This is a genomic window from Streptomyces katrae, assembly GCF_000717655.1.
Classification (GTDB): Bacteria; Actinomycetota; Actinomycetes; order Streptomycetales; family Streptomycetaceae; genus Streptomyces; species Streptomyces katrae_B.
On sequence record NZ_JNZY01000003.1, the window covers coordinates 1 to 16,648 of the forward strand.

General features: G+C 74.6%; 9 protein-coding genes and 2 pseudogenes. 4 read left to right on the top strand and 7 right to left on the bottom strand.

Features of this window, described 5'->3' with window-relative positions:
- Window positions 1-377 precede the first annotated feature (377 nt).
- Window positions 378-914, bottom strand: coding sequence for a MarR family winged helix-turn-helix transcriptional regulator (locus IF09_RS0104960; RefSeq protein WP_030292304.1), 537 nt, complete (start codon window positions 912-914; stop codon window positions 378-380).
- A 114-nt stretch (window positions 915-1,028) separates the two neighbouring features.
- Between IF09_RS0104960 and IF09_RS0104965 the strand changes: the two genes are divergently transcribed.
- A complete protein-coding gene (locus tag IF09_RS0104965; RefSeq protein WP_030292305.1) occupies window positions 1,029-2,324 on the top strand; it encodes an MFS transporter in 1,296 nt (431 codons plus the stop codon).
- Between the two features lie 67 nt (window positions 2,325-2,391).
- On the opposite strand, the gene IF09_RS0104970 is transcribed toward IF09_RS0104965, so the two are convergent.
- The gene (locus IF09_RS0104970; protein WP_030292306.1) at window positions 2,392-4,179 is read right to left on the bottom strand and encodes an ATP-binding SpoIIE family protein phosphatase; all 1,788 of its coding nucleotides are present in this window, start codon (window positions 4,177-4,179) and stop codon (window positions 2,392-2,394) included.
- Between the two features lie 158 nt (window positions 4,180-4,337).
- Window positions 4,338-5,756 carry an NAD(P)/FAD-dependent oxidoreductase gene (locus IF09_RS0104975; RefSeq protein ID WP_030292308.1) on the bottom strand — a complete coding sequence of 473 codons (1,419 nt, stop codon included), beginning with the start codon at window positions 5,754-5,756 and terminating at the stop codon, window positions 4,338-4,340.
- 342 nt (window positions 5,757-6,098) lie between these two features.
- Between IF09_RS0104975 and IF09_RS0104980 the strand changes: the two genes are divergently transcribed.
- Window positions 6,099-6,875, top strand: a complete 777-nt coding sequence (locus tag IF09_RS0104980) for a TetR/AcrR family transcriptional regulator (RefSeq protein ID WP_030292309.1) — start codon at window positions 6,099-6,101, stop codon at window positions 6,873-6,875.
- A gap of 267 nt (window positions 6,876-7,142) precedes the next feature.
- Window positions 7,143-9,182: a sigma-70 family RNA polymerase sigma factor gene (locus IF09_RS0104985; RefSeq protein ID WP_030292310.1), complete on the top strand. Its 2,040-nt coding sequence runs from the start codon at window positions 7,143-7,145 to the stop codon at window positions 9,180-9,182.
- On the opposite strand, the gene IF09_RS39905 is transcribed toward IF09_RS0104985, so the two are convergent.
- The 3 genes and pseudogenes from IF09_RS39905 to IF09_RS48415 all read right to left on the bottom strand — a co-directional run bounded on the left by IF09_RS39905 (window position 9,169) and on the right by IF09_RS48415 (window position 13,239).
- Window positions 9,169-11,001, bottom strand: a complete 1,833-nt coding sequence (locus IF09_RS39905; protein ID WP_051832116.1) for an ATP-binding protein — start codon at window positions 10,999-11,001, stop codon at window positions 9,169-9,171. The two genes, IF09_RS0104985 and IF09_RS39905, sit on opposite strands and share 14 nt — an antisense overlap.
- A gap of 241 nt (window positions 11,002-11,242) precedes the next feature.
- Window positions 11,243-11,818 (bottom strand): annotated as a pseudogene (locus tag IF09_RS46735) (AAA family ATPase); the annotation flags it as partial.
- Window positions 11,761-13,239: an AfsR/SARP family transcriptional regulator gene (locus IF09_RS48415; protein ID WP_030292311.1), complete on the bottom strand. Its 1,479-nt coding sequence runs from the start codon at window positions 13,237-13,239 to the stop codon at window positions 11,761-11,763. The gene IF09_RS48415 and the pseudogene IF09_RS46735, both read right to left, overlap by 58 nt.
- 73 nt (window positions 13,240-13,312) lie before the next feature.
- Between IF09_RS48415 and IF09_RS46745 the strand changes: the two are divergent.
- A pseudogene (locus tag IF09_RS46745) lies at window positions 13,313-13,477 on the top strand (MerR family transcriptional regulator); the annotation flags it as partial.
- Between the two features lie 577 nt (window positions 13,478-14,054).
- Here the strand turns inward: IF09_RS46745 and IF09_RS0105000 are convergent.
- The gene (locus IF09_RS0105000) at window positions 14,055-16,253 is read right to left on the bottom strand and encodes an asparagine synthase-related protein (protein WP_030292312.1); all 2,199 of its coding nucleotides are present in this window, start codon (window positions 16,251-16,253) and stop codon (window positions 14,055-14,057) included.
- Window positions 16,254-16,648 lie beyond the last annotated feature (395 nt).

Below are 16,648 nucleotides of genomic sequence, written 5' to 3' on the forward strand. Positions count from 1 at the left end.
TGGCACGCTGTTGAGTTCTCAAGGAACGGACGCTTCCTTTGTACTCACCCTCTCGGGCTTTCCTCCGGGCTTTCGTTCTTCGTTTCCGACTCTATCAGATCCTTTCGGGCCTGACCCCCAGTCAGCGGGGTTTGTCTTCGGGGCTGTTGGGCCCTTCCGACTCCCTGAACTCTAGTGGATTTCCCGGTCGATTCATAATCGGCCTTCGGAAATTAATTCGGGCATGCCGAATTGGTTCCCGGTGGGAGATCGTGCTGAGTTGGGTGCCGCAACGAGGCGGCGGGATTTGTTGTCTCCAAAACCTTCCGGCTCAGGGACAACTCGAAGAACCTTACGGACCCGCGGGGTCGGTGTCAACCCCGCAGCTGACGGGCCCGTCAGCTCGGCGACTGGAGGTCCTCCACGCGGTCCAGGAGCCGGGTGAGCATGTCGCCCAGCACGCCGCGTTCCGCCGTGGAGAGGTCCTGGAGGAGGTCCTCCTCGAAGACCGTGGCCGCGCGCATGGCGTCGAGCCACTTGCTGCGGCCCTCGTCCGTGAGCTCCACGATCACGCGGACGCGGTTGGACTCGTCCCGTTCGCGCGTCACCAGTCCTTCCGCCGTCATGCGGTCGATCCGGTGGGTCATCGCCGCCGGCGTGAGGCCCAGCTGCTTCGCGAGCTCGCTCGGGCCCATCCGGTACGGGGCTCCGGAGATGACGAGGGCCTTGAGGACCTCCCACTCCGCGTTGCTGATGCCCAGGGCGGCGGTCTGGCGCCCGTACGCGACGTTCATGCGGCGGTTCAGCCGGCTCAGTGCGGAGACCACCTTCTCGACCTGGGGATCGAGGTCCTGGAATTCGCGCTGGTAGACGGCGATCTGCTCGTCGAGGCTCGGCTCATGGACGGGCGCGGTGCCGTCGGGGGTGTCACCCATGGTTCGAAGTATCGCATGGGCCCGTTGGCGTCTAACTCCTTCGATGTGTAGAGTTAAGGGTCGAACTTTAGCTATGAAGTCTTCGGACTTCAGTTCTGCAAGGGCAGGTGAGAAGTGACCAAGGTGATGGGCGCTGCGATGCGGCGGATCCAGGCCGGCAACGCGTTGACCGCGTTCGGCATCGGCTTCACGGTTCCGTTCCTCTACATCTACGTGGCGCAGGTGCGAGGTCTGGGCTCCATGGCGGCCACGAGTGCGTTCGTGGCCTTCGCCGTGAGTGCCCTGGTCGCGCTGCCCCTCACCGGTCGGGTCATCGACCGCCGGGGTCCCGTCCCCGTGGTCGTCGGTGCGGCCGTCGCCGCGTCGGCAGGCGCGCTGTCTCTCGGGCTCTCCACGGGCATCGTGCCGATCCTGCTGTCCGCCCTGGCGCTCGGCGCCGGGCAGGCCGTCATGCAGCCGGCGCTGGCCACGATGATCGTGTGGTGCTCGACGCCGGGCACCCGGACGCGCGCCTTCGCCCTCCAGTTCTTCATGCAGAACCTGGGCCTCGGCATCGGCGGCCTCATCGGCGGCCAGATCGTCGACGAGAGCCGGCCCGCCAGCTTCACCCTGCTGTTCGGCATCGAGGCCGTGATGTTCCTGGTCCTGGCCGGCGTCATCCTCACCGTGCGGATGCCGCACGCGCCGAGCATCAAGGACGCCGTGCCGCGGGACGAGTCCCGGGCGGGCAGTGCGTGGAAGCGGCTGCTCGAGCACAGGGCCATGGTCAAGCTGCTGGTGCTGGGCTTCGTGATCTTCTTCGCCTGCTACGGGCAGTTCGAGTCCGGGCTCGCGGCCTTCGGTACCGAGGCCGCCGGGATCTCCCCGTCCACCCTCGGCTTCGCGCTGGCCGCCAACACCGGTGCGATCGTCGTGGCGCAGTTCGTCGTGCTGAAGCTGGTCGAGAAGCGCCGCCGGTCGCGGGTGATCGCGCTGGTCGGCCTGATCTGGACCGTCGCGTGGGTCATCGCCGGGTTCTCGGGGCTGGGGCACGGCAGCGCGCTGATGGCCGCCGCCGCGTTCGTCACGACGTACGCGCTCTTCGGCCTCGGCGAGGCGATGCTGTCGCCGACCCTGGCCCCGCTGGTGGCCGACCTGGCGCCGGAGGGTTCGGTGGGTCAGTACAACTCCGCCTTCGCGCTGGTCAAGCAGATGGCGCTGGCTCTCGGGCCGCTGGGGGTGCCGCTCGGTGCGGGGGTGCCGATGCTCTACATCGGGGTGTTCGTCGTGGTCTCGCTGGGGATCGCGTGGCTGGCACTGCGGCTCGGCAAGCAGCTGGGCCCGGTGCAGGACAGGCCGTGGCTGCTGAAGGGCGAGGCGGTGCCGGCGGTGGCCGTGAAGGTCGCCGAGCCGGAGCGCGTGCCCGCGTAGGAGATGCGCGCCCGCGGAGGAGAGGGGAGAAGGCCCGGTCCGATGGGACCGGGCCTTTCGCGTACCCCTACTTGTCCGGCAGGGCGAACTCGCACCAGACGGCCTTGCCGCCGCCCGGGGTGCGGCGGGAGCCCCAGGACGAGGCGATCGTCGCGACGATCGAGATGCCGCGGCCGGTCTCGTCGGCCGGTTCGGCGCGGCGGCGGCGCGGGAGGTGGTCGTCCCCGTCGGTGACCTCGATGATCAGGCGGCGGTCGGTGCGGCGCAGCCGCAGCCGCATGGGCGGGGTGCCGTGCTGGAGGGAGTTCGCGACGAGCTCGCTCGCGGCGAGGACACCGAGGTCGCACAGTTCGACCGGGAAGCGCCAGGAGGCGAGGACTCCGGTGGCGAAGGCACGGGCGCGGGGGGCGGCCTCGATGCCGCCGAGGAGTTCCAGGGCGGCGTTGTGGAAGAGCTCGGCATCGGCTCCGGTGCGGGCGGGCTGCTGGAGGACCATGACGGCGACGTCGTCGTCGTGGTCGGCGTCGACGCCGAGGGCGCGCATGAGGCGGTCGCAGATGACGGCGGGGGTGCCCTGGGCTCCGGAGAGGGCGCGTTCCAGGGCGGCGACGCCCTCGTCGATGTCCTCGCCGCGCCGTTCGACCAGGCCGTCGGTGTAGAGGACGGCGGTGGAGCCGGGGCCGAGGGCGATGGTGCCGGAGGTGTGCAGCCAGCCGCCGGTGCCGAGCGGCGGGCCGGTGGGGTCGGCGGCGCGGCGTACGGTGCCGTCCTCGTCCCGGACGAGGATCGGGAGGTGGCCGGCGGAGGCGTACGCGAGGAGGCCCTCGTTGGGGTCGTGGACGGCGTAGACGCAGGTGGCGATCTGGCTGGCGTCGATCTCGGCGGCGAGGCCGTCGAGGAGCTGGAGCACCTCGTGCGGGGGCAGGTCGAGTCGGGCGTAGGCGCGGACGGCGGTGCGCAGCTGGCCCATGACTGCGGCGGCACGGACCCCGCGGCCCATGACGTCGCCGATGACGAGGGCGGTGCGGCCGGCGCCGAGGGTGATGACGTCGTACCAGTCGCCGCCGACGGCCGCTTCGGTGCCGCCGGGCTGGTAGGTGGCGGCGATGCGGAGGTCGTCGGGCTGTTCGAGTTCCTGCGGGAGGAGGGAGCGCTGGAGGGTGACGGCGGCTTCGCGCTGGCGGCGCTCGCTGGCGCGCAGCCGTTCGACGGCTTCGGCGTGGTCGGTGACGTCGGCGAGGTGGATCAGGACCCCGGTGTGGTGGGGATCGGCCCCGCCTTCGGTGTCGTCCTCGGGGAACTCGACGGGGGTGCAGGTGACCGTGTACGAGCTGGCGCCGCCGGGGGCGGTGCGGTTCTTGGCGGTACGGGGCTTGCCGCTGCGCTGGACCTGGTCGAGGAGCGGGAGGAGGCCGAGTTCGCCGAGTTCGGGGAGGGCGTCGTGGGCGGGTGCGCCGGTGGGGCGGGGGCCGAAGCCCGCGGTGTAGGCGTCGTTGACGTAGGCGACGCGGTGCTCGGGGCCGTGGACGACGGCGACGAGGGCCGGGAGCCGGCCGAGGACCTCCCGTACGGAGAGCTCGTCGGGGGAGGGCACGGCGGCGAGGGCGCCGCTGCCGGTGTCCGATCCGCTGCCGGTGCCCGTTCCTGATCCCGTGCCCGTGCCCGTGCCGCAGACCGTGGGGTCCGCGGGGTCGGCTGGGCAGCCGTCCGGCGCCGTTGCCGGGCGGGCGGCGGCGCCGCGGGCCGCCGGAACGGCGCCCTCTCCCCGCTTGGCCTGTGCGGCGGCGTGTTCGGACCGTGCGGCGGCGCGGCGCTGCGTTCCGGGAAAACGGGCGCTCCAGCGCGTGAAGTTCACTGCGTTCAAGCCTCGTGGTGTCGCAAGTGGTCGCTGTGCTTCTCGTGGTCGGTCGCTGGCCGGTGTCGCTCGGTGGATGTCACGGGTGAATGTCACTGTGTGCAGATGTGAGCCCACCTATGGTCACACGTCCAGTGTGGCCGACCGCACTGACAACGTCAGCCCTGGCTGTCCTTCGGGGGGTTGGGGGTGGGCGGGGGCAGGGGGTGTCTGTGGCCGAGTCCGGCGGCGAGTTCGAATTCTGCCCTGGGGTGTTCGAGGGAGCCGAGGGAGACGATCTCACGCTTGAAGAGCCCCGAGAGGGTCCATTCGGCAAGCACGCGCATTTTGCGGTTGAACGTGGGGATCCGGCTGAGGTGGTAGGTGCGGTGCATCAGCCAGGCGGGGTAGGCCTTGAGCTTGCGGCCGTAGATGTGGGCGACGCCCTTGTGGAGGCCGAGGGAGGCCACGGAGCCCGCGTACTTGTGGGCGTATTCCGTCAGGAGTTCTCCGCGCAGGGAGGCCAGCAGGTTGTCGGCGAGGACCTTGGCCTGGCGGACGGCGTGCTGCGCGTTGGGGGCGCATTCGCGGCCCTTCTCTTTCGCGGTGATGTCGGGGACGGCGGCGGCGTCGCCGGCGGCCCAGGCGTGTTCGACGCCGTCGACGGTGAGGAAGGCGGTGCAGGCGAGGCGGCCGCGTTCGTTGCGGGGGAGGTCGGAGGCGGCGAGGACCGGGTGCGGTTTGACGCCGGCGGTCCATACAACGGTGCGGGTGGGGAAGCGGGCGCCGTCGCTGAGGACGGCGACGCGGTTCTCGCAGGATTCGAGCCGGGTCTCGAGGCGGACGTCGATGTTCCGGCGGCGCAGTTCGCGGATCGTGTAGACGCCCAGTTCGGGGCCGACCTCGGGGAGGATGTGGTCGCTGGCCTCGACCAGGACCCACTTCATGTCCTCGGGTTTGACGTTGTGGTAGTAGCGGGCCGCGTAGCGGGCCATGTCCTCGAGTTCGCCGAGGGCCTCGACGCCCGCGTAGCCGCCGCCGACGAAGACGAAGGTGAGGGCGGCGTCGCGGAGGGCGGGGTCGCGGGTGGAGGAGGCGATGTCCATCTGTTCGATGACGTGGTTGCGCAGGCCGATGGCCTCTTCCACGGTCTTGAAGCCGATGGCGTAGTCGGCGAGTCCGGGGATGGGCAGGGCGCGGGAGACCGATCCGGGGGCGACGACGATTTCGTCGTACTCGAGCTCCTGGGCGCCGGTGCCCTCGTCGGTGGTGGCGAGGGTGCTGACGGTCGCGGTCCGCTTGGCGTGGTCGATGCGCTGGACCTCGCCGATGACGATGCGGCACTTGCCCAGGACGCGGCGGAGCGGGACGACGACGTGGCGTGGGGAGATCGAGCCGGCGGCCGCCTCGGGGAGGAAGGGCTGGTACGTCATGTACGGCTCGGGAGTCACCACCGTGACCTCGGCTTCGCCGGCTCTGAGCTTTCGCTGGAGCCGGAGCGCCGTGTACATGCCGACGTAGCCCCCGCCGACGACGAGGATGCGCGTGCGGGGCGGGGTACCGGGGGCCGTGCCCCGGGAGTTAGCAGCCTTCACCATCCCATGACGCAACGTGGCCGGGAGTTTGTCCACAGGCCTGACACATTGTGTGACCGGAGGGGACGCCGGTACGGGGGTGTCGGACGGCCGGGGTAGGGGTGGAGTTCCGCAGGTCAGGGGGTGCGGAGAGGGTGATTCCGGTGGCTTGGATCGGAAAAGTGGGGGTGAATGCTCCGATCGGGCGGTGGTCCGTCCGGGGCTGCCTCTTCTGAATTGACTCTGGCTCAACTATGTTCGTATCTCGTCGAGGAGTGAGACCGGGGCCCACCTGACCGTGGCCCACCTCGACACGAAGGCGGGGAGTGTCTCCGGGGGGAGACAAATGATTACCGGGGGATACATATGAACATTTCCGATTTCCATGGTTCTGCGACCGCACTCTCCGGTGAGAGCAACGGTCGCCTGATGACGGGCGGCACCACGCACGGCGTGGGTCGCTCCACGCCGCTGCGCGTCGACGCCCAGCGCAACCTCGAGCACGTGCTGCGCGCGGCGCGCGAGGTGTTCGGCGAACTGGGCTACGGGGCTCCGATGGAGGACGTGGCGCGGCGCGCACGCGTCGGCGTCGGCACCGTGTACCGGCGGTTCCCGAGCAAGGACGTCCTGGTCCGCCGGATAGCCGAGGAAGAGACCGCCCGGCTGACCGAGCAGGCCAGGACCGCGCTGGGCCAGGAGGAGGAGCCGTGGCAGGCGCTGTCGCGCTTCCTGCGCACCTCCGTGGCCTCGGGCGCCGGGCGGCTGCTGCCGCCGCAGGTGCTGCGGGTCGGGTCGGCGAGCGAGGACGGCGTCGAGGACGCGGAACAGGCGCGGGTGCCGCACCAGCGACAGGCCGGCGTGACCGGCACCGGGGCCCCGGAGCTGCGGGTCGTGGGTGCGCGGACTTCCGTCGAGGACGAACCCTCGGAGGACGCGGGCGCGGGTGCGCTGCTCGAGGTGGTCGGCCGGCTCGTCGACCGCGCCCGGGAGGCCGGTGAGCTGCGCGGCGATGTCACGGTGGCCGATGTGCTGCTGGTGATAGCGACGGCCGCCCCGGCCCTGCCCGACGCGGCGCAGCAGGCGGCGGCTTCGTCCCGGCTGCTCGACATCCTGCTCGAAGGGCTGCGTTCCCGGACGGTCTGAGCCGTACGGGGATCAGTCCGCGTCCGTGCGGAGGCCCTTGCCGGGTCCCCTGCGAGGGGTGCATGCGGCTGCCCGCTCCACCCGCCGACCCGTTCGTCGAACGCTCCCCCGAACGGCCGCTCACTCGAAAGAGTGAGGGCCGGGTGGGGGGATTCACCGGGTGCTGCCCGGACGGGTGGATGGCGTGGAGAGGGGTTCGGCGCGCACCCCCCGTGTGACACGCTTGAACGGTGTACCGGGTGAGTGTGTCGGGCGGGGGCTTCCGCGATGGGTGTTGACGGTCGGGAAGAGCCGCTCGGTGGTGCCGGCGAGTTCGGCGGTGCCGGCGGCGAGGTCGAGGCGGACGACCCGGCCGCAGGCCAGGTCCCGGCCCAGCGCGAACCGCGCGGGAGGCATGCGGCGTCGAGGCGCTCCGGAGCCGAGCTGCCGCCGTCCGACGGCGAGTTGGTCGCCCGGATGCGCGGGGGCGACGACGGTGCGTACGAGGAGCTGTTCCTCCGGCACGCCGATTCGGTACGGCGCTACGCGCGGACGTGCTGCCGGGACGGGCACACGGCCGAGGACCTGACCGCCGAGGTGTTCGCCCGGACGCTGCAGGCGGTACGGGGCGGGGCCGGGCCGGACCAGTCGGTGCGCGCGTATCTGCTGACCACCGTACGGCGGGTCGCGGCGGCCTGGGCGAAGACGTCCCGGCGGGAGCATCTCGTCGAGGACTTCGCGGTGTTCGCCGAGCAGGCGGCCGTGGGAGCCGAGGTCGGCGGCGGGCTGGCCGGTCTGTCCGGGGACGACACGCTCGAACTGGGCGCGGACGTCCGGGCGATGCGGGAGGCCGAGCAGTCGCTGGCCGTGCAGGCCTTCCGGAGCCTGCCCGAGCGGTGGCAGGCCGTGCTGTGGCACACCACCGTGGAGGACGCCTCGCCGAGTGCGATCGCGCCGCTGTTCGGGCTGAGCGCGAACGCGACGGCGGTGCTGGCCGGCCGGGCCCGGGAGGGGCTCAAGCAGGCCTATCTGCAGGCGCATGTGAGCTCGGCGCTCAGTGCGGGCGGGGACTGCGCGCGTTACGCGGACCGGCTGGGCGCGTACGCCCGCGGCGGGCTGCGGATGCGGGCGGAGCGGGGGCTGCGCGGGCACTTGGAGGAGTGCGCGAAGTGCCGGCTGGCCGCCGGGGAGCTCAAGGACGTCAACGCGGGCATTCCCGCGCTGCTGCCCGTCGCGGTCATCGGGTGGTTCGCCGCCGGGTACGCGGCGAAGGCGGCCGGGGTCGTGGCCGGCGGGGCCGTTGCCGTCGGGGGCGCGGGCGCTGCCGCCGCGGCCTCGGGCGGGTCGACCGCCGGAGCGGGTGCCGGCGCCGCCGGGGCCGGGGCAGCCGGCGGGACCGCGGGTGCGGCGGCAGGGACTGCCGGAGCCGGGGCTTCCGGAGCCGGGGCTGCCGGAGCCGGGGGCGGCGCCGGGGGTGCCGGGTCCGGGGTCGGGGGTGCGGTGGTGTCCGAGGGGCTCGGGCTGTCGGCCAAGGCCGCCCTAGCCGCCGGGATCGCGGTCGCCGCGGCTGCCGGGGTGGTGTTCGCGCTGGCCGGGGACGATCCCGAGCCGGGGGCCGCGGCGCAGCCCGTGCCGAGTGTGGCGGCGCCCGTGGTGCCGCTGGTCCCGGCTCCGCGCCCCTCCTCGGTCCCGGAGCCGCCGGCCGCGCAGGGCTCCGTACCGTCCGCGCCGCACACGGCTCCGGCGTCGCCGACCCCGTCCGTGCCGATGCCGGAGGCCCCGGCCCCGCCGGTGTCCCGGGCGCCCTCCCCGAAGCCGTCGCCGACGCCGAGCCCCGTACCGAGCCGGAGTCCGGCGAGGCCGTCCCCGTCTCCGACCGAGCCGAAGCCGCCGCAGGGGTTCCGGCTGGCGGGGCTCGAACACGCCGCGTTCGGCGACCACAGCGGCCCCGAGCTGCAGACCTGGCGCAGCAGCTGGGTGTGGCAGCGGTGGGGGCTGCGGATCGGGGACAGACGGTTCGCGCAGGGGCTCACCGTGAACTCCCGTTCCTCGGTGGAGATCACCCTCAACCGGCCGTGCACGGCGTTCTCTGCGCGGGCCGGGGTGGACGACCTGTCGCTGTTCACCGACGGCACGGTGCGGTTCTCCGTGTACGCCGACGGGCAGCGGCTGTGGCGGTCGGGCACGCTCGGGTACGGGGATCCGGCCGCCGCCGTGGACGTCCCCCTGGCCGGGCGCAAGACGCTGCGGCTGGTGGTCGAGCAGGCCGGGCAGGGCAGCCTGCCGACCCTGGCGAGCTGGGCCGACGCAGTGATCAGCTGCCGGTGAGAAGGGTGACGACCTCGGCCGGGGAGAGCTCGGCGCCCGCCGCCACCTCCTGCTCGTAGCGGTCGGGGCCCAGCACGGCGCGGGTGCCGTCCGGGAGTCCGCCGACGGCGGCCTGCTCCGGGACCGAGCGCGGGTGGCCCGCGCGCCAGGCGGTGGCCGCCGCGAGCACCCGTACGGCCTCGGCACTGCGCCCGGCGGCGGCCAGCAGTACGGCGGCGTTGTCGGAGAGCGAGGCGACCACGCGCTCGGCGCAGTGTGCGGCGACGGCGGCGGCCAGGGCCGGCCCGAGCTTCGCGAGGCCGGCCTCCGGGCCGTGTGCGCGGGCGGTGAGGACGGCGTCGATGTTGTCGAGCCCGGCGGCGAGCTGCGGGGGCGCTGAGATCATTCCGGACGCGGCGCGAGCCAGCTCGCACTCGGCACGGGCCCGCTCGAGGTCCCCGCGGACGAGGGCGAGCAGCGCCGCGAGCATGCCGCCGTAGGCCCGTACGTCGTACACGCCGCCGTAGGGCTCGACTTCGCGGGCGACCTCCGCCAGCAGCTGCTCGGCGCCGTCGAAGTCGCCGGAGCAGAAGGCGGACTCGGCGATCCGGGCGATGGCGAAGGGCACCTCGGTGTGGGCGCCGACCTCGCGGGCGAGGCGCAGGCACTCCTCGTACTCGGCGCGGGCCCAGTCGTACCGGCCGCGGGAGAGTGCGACCTCGCCGGCGGCGCTCGCCACCTGGGCACGGGTCCAGCGGTCGCCGACGCGGTCGGCGATCTCGTGCAGTTCGGCGAGGTCGGCGTCGACGGACGGCAGGCCGCCCGTGAGGTCGATGGTCACGTGGGTGCGGAGCATGAGGGTGATGCCCAGTTCCCAGTCTCCGGCGTGGCGGCGGCAGTTGTCGACCGTCTCGGCGAGCCCGTCGCGGACGTCCCGGGTGTCACCGGTGAGGAACGTGGTCATCGGCCAGAGCATGCCGGGGAAGCGGGCGGTTTCGGGGCCGGAGCCGCGGAAGACCTTCTGGATGCGGTCGGCGAGGGCGGTGTTCTGCGGGGTGCGGAACTCCTCGGGCGCGTGGCCTTCGGCGAGGAGGAGGACGCGCAGCATCTGCGTGCGCATGAAGGGCCAGTACTCGGGGGTGCCCTCGGGCGGCTCGACGGGGTGGGACTCCAGGGCACGGGCCGCCCATTCCGCGCCCTCAGTACGGTAGTTGCGCAGCCACCAGAACCAGCCGAGGGCGAGGACGAGGCGCAGGCCGGTCTCGGCGGCGCCCGTTTCGATGGTGTGCAGGAGCGCGGCCCGGAGGTTGTCGAGCTCGGTCTCGATGCGGCGGATCCAGGGGAGCTGGGCGGCGGAACGCAGGAGGGGCTCGGCCTCCTCGGCGAGGTCCAGGAAGTGCGCGGCGTGGCGGTGGGCGGCGGCGCTGCGGTCGGGTGCGCGTGCGGCTGCGCGTTCGGTGGCGTACTCGTGGATGGTCTCGAGCATGTGGTAGCGCATGCCGCTGCCGCCGACGCCCTGGCCGGGGGTGGCGATGACGAGGGACTTGTCGACGAGGGAGCCGAGGACGTCGGCGACGTCCAGGGCGGCGTCCGGGGTGTCGTCCGGGGTGTCGTCCGGGGTGTCGTCCGGGGTGTCGTCCGCGCAGACGGCTTCGGCGGCGGGGAGGTCGCAGCCGCCGGCGAACACGGAGAGGCGGCGCAGGACGGTGCGCTCTTTGTCGTCCAGCAGGTCCCAGGACCAGTCGACGACGGCGCGCAGGGTCTGCTGGCGGGGCAGGACGGTACGGGCGCCGCTGGTCAGGAGCCGGAAGCGGTCGCGGCAGCCCGTCGAGGCGGGCACAGATCTCGGCGACGGCGGCCGGGTCCTCGGCGGGGGTGAAGCCGGGGCGGACGGCGGCGGCGCGGTCGGCGAAGAGACGGTGTGCGGGGTCGGGCGGCAGGGGGTCGACGGGGCGGACCGTTTCGCCGGGCACGCCGAGGGGTTCGCGGCTGGTGGCCAGGATCCGGATGCCGGGGCAGTGGGTGAGGAGGCGCTCGGCGAGTTCGGCGGCGGCACCGATGACGTGCTCGCAGTTGTCGAGGACGAGGAGCAGGCGGCGGTTCGCGCAGTGCTCGACGAGCTGGGCGGCGGGGTCGTCGGCGGCAGTCTTCTCGCGGGCCACGAGGGTGTTCTCGCGCAGGCCTAGGGCGCTGAGGACCGCGCCGGGGACGGCGGCGGGGTGGTCGAGGCGGGCCAGTTCGACGAGCCAGCCGGGCTCGGGGTGGGCGGAGGCGGCGTGCTCGGCGAGCCGGGTCTTTCCGGAACCGCCGGGGCCGGTGAGGGTGACGAGACGGAGGCGGGCCAGGTCGGTGTGCAGGGCGGCCAGTTCGGGCTCGCGGCCGACGAAGGAGGTGAGACGGGGACGGAGGTTGCCGGTCGGCTCCGCGGGGGGTGCGGGTGCCGCGGGGGATGCGGGTGCGGCCGGGGCCGCGGGGGCCGCCGGGGCCGCGAACGCCGCCGGGGCCGCGAACGCCGCCGGGGCCGCGAGGGTGGCCGGGGCCGCGAAAACGGGGGGTGCCGGGCGCGCAAGGGGTGCAGCGGCGGCTGCACACGCAGGGACTACCGGGTGCGCCTGGGGCGCGGGGGCGGCTGCGGCCGCAGGGCGTTCCGGGTGCACAGTTGCCGCCGCGGGGGCGGGAGCTGCCGGGTGCGCCGGGGTCGCAGGGGATGCTGCGGGCGCAGGGCGGATGCTGCGGGCGCAGGGCGTTCCGGGTGCACAGTTGCCGCCGCGGGGGCGGGAGCTGCCGGGTGCGCCGGGGTCGCAGGGGATGCTGCGGGCGCAGGGCGTTCCGGGAGCACAGTTGCCGCCGCGGGGGCGGGATGCGCGGAGGATGCGGGATAAGCCGGGAACCGGGGAGCTGCCTGGTGCTCCGGGAGCGCGGAGGCGACTGCGGGCCCCGGAGCTGCCGGGAGCACGGTTGCCCCCGCGGGCGCGGCGGGTACCGGGGGCGCAGGGGCGATTGCGGGCGCGGGAGATGCCGGGTGCACCTGGGGCGCGGGGGCCGAGGACGCCAAAAGTCCGGCGGCGGCTGCCGGCGCAGAGGCCGAGGACGCCAAAGGTGCGGCGGCCGCTGTCGGCGCAGAGGCCGAGGACGCCAGAGATGCGGCGGCGGCTGCCGGCGCAGAGGCCGAGGGCACCAAAGGTGCAGTGGCCGCTGCCGGCCCAGAGGCCGAGGACACCAAAGGAGCAGCGGCGGCTGCCCGCCCAGAGGCCGAGGACGCCTGGGGTGCGGGGGCGGCTGCGGGCGCGGGGGCCGGGGGTGCGGGGGTGGGTGGTGCCGGGGGCGGGGGTTGGAGCAGTTCCACGTGCAGGGCGGTCAGTTCGGGGCCCGGGTCGGTGCCGAGGGTGTCGGCGAGGGTGCGGCGGATGCCTTCGTACGCGGCGAGGGCGGCGGCGGGGCGGCCGGCCGCGCGCAGCGCGCGGAGCTGCTGGGCGCGCAGGGGCTCGTCGTACGGGTGTTCCTGGATCAGCGCCTCGATCTCCGGGAGGAGGGACGCCGGGTCGGTGGCGCCGCTGCGGAGCTCGGCGTCGATCCGGGCGCGGAGCGCGGCGGTCCGGTGCGCTTCGGGGGCGACGGCGTGGGCGGTACGGGCGGGCTCGGGGAGGTCGGCGAGGGCGGGGCCGCGCCAGAGGTCGAGGGCGGTGCGGAGGGTTCCGGCGGCGGTGGCGGGGTCGGCGGCCAGCTCGTGGGCACCTTGGCGGGCGAGCCGGGTGAACCGGTGCAGGTCGATGTCGTCGCGGTCGGCGACGGCGAGGCCGTAACCGCCGGCGGGGTGGGCGTGGACGGTGTGCCGGCCGCCGAGGGCCCGGCGGAGCCGGCCGACGAGGGCCTGCAGGGCGGCGGGGGCGTCCTGGGGCGGGTCGTCGCCCCAGACCTCGTCGACGAGGTCGGCGACGGAGGCGGTGCCGCTCCGCGCGCCGGCCGCGGCGCGGAGTGCGAGGGCGGTCAGGAGTGCGCGCAGGCGGGCGCCACCAATGGGGAGGGGGGCGCCGGTCTCGTCACGGGCTTCGGTGACGCCGAGGATGAGATACCGCACCGGGCAATTCTGCCTTGCCGCTGGCCGGGGTGTCGGGGAGTTTCGGCGCGGTCGGCCGTGGGGCGGTGGTGTCGTGGTGCACCGTGGCCCGATGGACCGCGTCCTGCCCATCGGCCAGGCCCTCGCCCGGGGGATCGACACCCACGGCCACCGCTCGGCGGGCTACGCGCGTGAGCTGACCCTCGCCTGCCCGGAGGACCGGGACCAATGGGTCACGGAACTCCAGGAACCGCTCGCACCTGCTGGTCGGGGCCGGTCGTGCGGACCGGGTTACCCCGCAAGCAGGGCCGTGACCGCCCCTGCCTGCCGGGCGCACTGCCGGACGCTGCCTGCGTGCCGTCCACCCCACCGGTCACGACGGCCCCGCCGTCTTCTTGCCCCGCCCGCCCGCAGTGACCCACCACGCCAGCCACCACCCATGCCATGACGCACGTCGGCAACAGCCCCCGGCCTGCCCACCGGGCATCGGTGATACGGGCCCGTGGTAACGAGTGTCGATGACAGCGGTCAGGCCCGGTACGAGCGGGCGGCACGGAAGAGGGGCGGGCCGCCGGGCCTGCCGTGCACGTGTCCGCGTCGGATCTTCCTGCTCCCGCGTCCGCGGCTCCCACCCCTTCGGCCGCGGCGCCGACGGCGGCGTGCGGCCGGGGCACCAGCGGCGGCATGCGGCCGGCCCCGCGTCAGCGGCGGCATCCGGCCGGCCCCGCGTCGGCACGCACAGGGCGCCCCGTACCCGGCCCCCGGGCCGAACCGCCCGGTACGCGGCCAGGGGCAGACGACCGGGGCGCGCTACCGGGGCAGCTGGGCCGGACCGGTCACGACAGGGCTGGGCGGGGGATGGGGACGCCCTGCGGGACTGCTCGGCGGCGGGGGGTGGACGTGCCCGTCCAGCACGTGCCTCGGCGGGCCAGGAGGCGGCCCAGCCACAGTTCCATCGAGACGAGCTCCGCGAGGCCGTCGAGGGGGACGGGGCGGCCCTCCGCCGCGTCCAGCAGGGCCTGTTGGACCACCCGGGCCTCGATCAGGCCGGCGTCCGCGAGGAGGGGGGACGTAAACAGGGCCAGGAGGGAGGTGAGTGCCGCGCGCAGGCCTACGCGGGTCGCCGTTTCGTTCGGGGTGTGGGCCGGGGCGCCCCAGCCCGGCGGGAGTTCGCGTACGCCCGCCGACGAGAGGACGCTGCGCAGGATCGCCGCCCGGGCGCCGGGCTGGACGCGCAGGGATTCGGGGAGCGCGCGGGCGGCCCGTACGACCTGGTTGTCCAGGAAAGGGGCGTGCAGGCGCTGGCTGCGGACCTCCACGGCCTGTTCGAAGACCCGGTGGTCCGCCGCGTGGCGGGTCAGCGCCGCGCGGGCCCGGGCCTCGCCGGGCCGCAGGGAGAGGGGCGGGCGGCCGGCGGCGGTCGCGAGACGGATCGATACTTCCGCCAGGGCTTCGCCGGTCAGCCAGCCCGCCGCCGGGCCCGGGCGGGACCAGGTCAGGGCGGCCAGCGAGGCGTCCACCGGGTTCGAGGCGCCCCCCTCGACGGCGCCTTCGCGCAGCCGGGCCGCGGCCGCCTCCATGCCCGCGCGGTACGGCGTACGGGCGAGTCGGCGGGCCGCGGAGTAGACGGAGAACGGGACCAGGAGGGACAGGGCGGAGTCGCCCGGCGCGGAGCGGGCCAGGGCGGCGACCGGGCGCAGCAGGTGGCGGCGGCGGCGGTCCATCAGGAGGTCGGCGAGCCGGGCCGGGTGGGCGTCGAGGACCTGGCGGGCTCCGTGCCCGACGAAGTGGTCGGCCGAGCCGGCCGCCAGCCGGCGCCGCTCGCGGGCGGCGGTGACGAGGGAGGGGCCGGGTTCGTCGGTGAGGGGGCCGTCGAGTTCCGCGTACGGGAGGGCTTCCTCGGCTGCGGCCACGACCACGTGGTGCAGCCGGGGGCTGGCGGCGATGGCGCGGGCGCGTTCGAGTTCGGCCTCGCGGCCCTGGGGGGTGGCCAGGTCGTTGAAGGTGACGGCGAGGAGGCGTTCGCCGGACTGCTTCATCACCGTGCCGGGCGCCCCGGGCAGACCTGCCGCGAGCAGGGCCAGGGTCGCGGAGGCGCTGCCTCCGGAGAGGTCGGCGCCGACTCCGGGGACCGGCGCGGGTGCGCCCCGGGCCGCGCGCCGGTCGGCGGGGCCCATTCCGGGCACCGGGCCGGGGTCGTGGGGCGGCGTGTCGGGGGCATGCCGTGGTGCCGTGAGCCGGGCGCGCACCGCGTCCACCAATGCTTCCCGCACGCCCTCCACCGCGCGCTCGGGATCGGCCGCGGGCGCGGCCACCGCGAGGGAGGCCACCGGCTCGTACCCGGTGATCTCGCGCGAGCCCTCGCGCAGGATCAGCGCGTGCCCGGGCGGGATGCGCCGTACGCCGACGTACGGTGTGCCGTCGCCCAGTGCCTCCGGGCTGTCGGGGCAGGCCAGCAGGGCGGCGAGATGGCCGATGTCGAGCTGTGCCTCGATGAGGTCGGCGAGGGGCAGCGCGGCGGTGGCGTACGCGGTGCCGCCGGCCCAGGGCGTGTAGAACACGGGGCGCGCACCCGCGAGGTCGCCGACGACGGTGATCCGGCGGCCGGTCTGGACGACGGCGGTGTAGCTGCCGGACCACTGGGTGAGGTGGCGCAGGGCTCCGCCGCGGGCGGCGAGGAGTGCGCGCCGCAGCTCGGCGTCGGTGGCGCCGCAGCAGCCGAGGACGGCCAGGCGGGTGAAGGGGTCGGCGGGGTCGGCGGCGAGGGTGCGGATCTCGTCGGGGCGCCAGTCGCCGACGGCCCAGAGGGGGTCGGGGTCTCCCCAGAGGAGTTGGGCGCCCACGGGCACGACGGTGCGTTCGGCGTCCTGGCCGGCCGGGTCGTACGGATGGTCTGCGTCCGCGATGCCGCCGCTCAGGGGTCCGTCGGGGCCGCCGCTCGCAGGGCCGCCGGAGCCGTGTCCGCCCTGGCCGGAGACCCGGCCGGCCGTGCCGAAGCTCGCGGCGATACTGCTCCACCCGACCAACCAGCGCACCGCCGCCTCCCCAGCCTGTGGGCAATTGACCGGGGCATGAACGGCATGGTCAGCGCAGAGGGCGCGGCCGACGGGACCCCGGGTGGCTCGGGGTCCATGCTGCCACGAGACAGGCGTGCCGGAGTGGCCGAGGAGGGCGCACGTGCAAACGAACACGCCCCGGCCACACGGTATTTGGCGTTCCGTTCCCACCGTCCCATAGGTCGGTTTCGGCCATTCTTCGGCCGTACTGAGTGCCGTCGCACGCGCGGGGGCGCCCGACCGCAGCGGTGCGCGGGCGCGGTCCGGGAGACGGGATTCGCCCCCCGGACCGTTCCGCCACCCGCGGGGATTGAGGTAGCGGCATCCCCCGGCCCGCCGGATCCACGCAGCGGGCCGACCCACGCACGGCACAT

Bases quoted from the DNA above. Each gene is read 5' to 3' on its own strand.
- IF09_RS0104960 (WP_030292304.1), bottom strand. From the start codon at position 914: ATGGGTGACACCCCCGACGGCACCGCGCCCGTCCATGAGCCGAGCCTC.
- IF09_RS0104975 (WP_030292308.1), bottom strand. From the start codon at position 5,756: ATGGTGAAGGCTGCTAACTCCCGGGGCACGGCCCCCGGTACCCCGCCC.
- IF09_RS0104980 (WP_030292309.1), top strand. From the start codon at position 6,099: ATGAACATTTCCGATTTCCATGGTTCTGCGACCGCACTCTCCGGTGAG.
- IF09_RS0104985 (WP_030292310.1), top strand. From the start codon at position 7,143: ATGGGTGTTGACGGTCGGGAAGAGCCGCTCGGTGGTGCCGGCGAGTTC.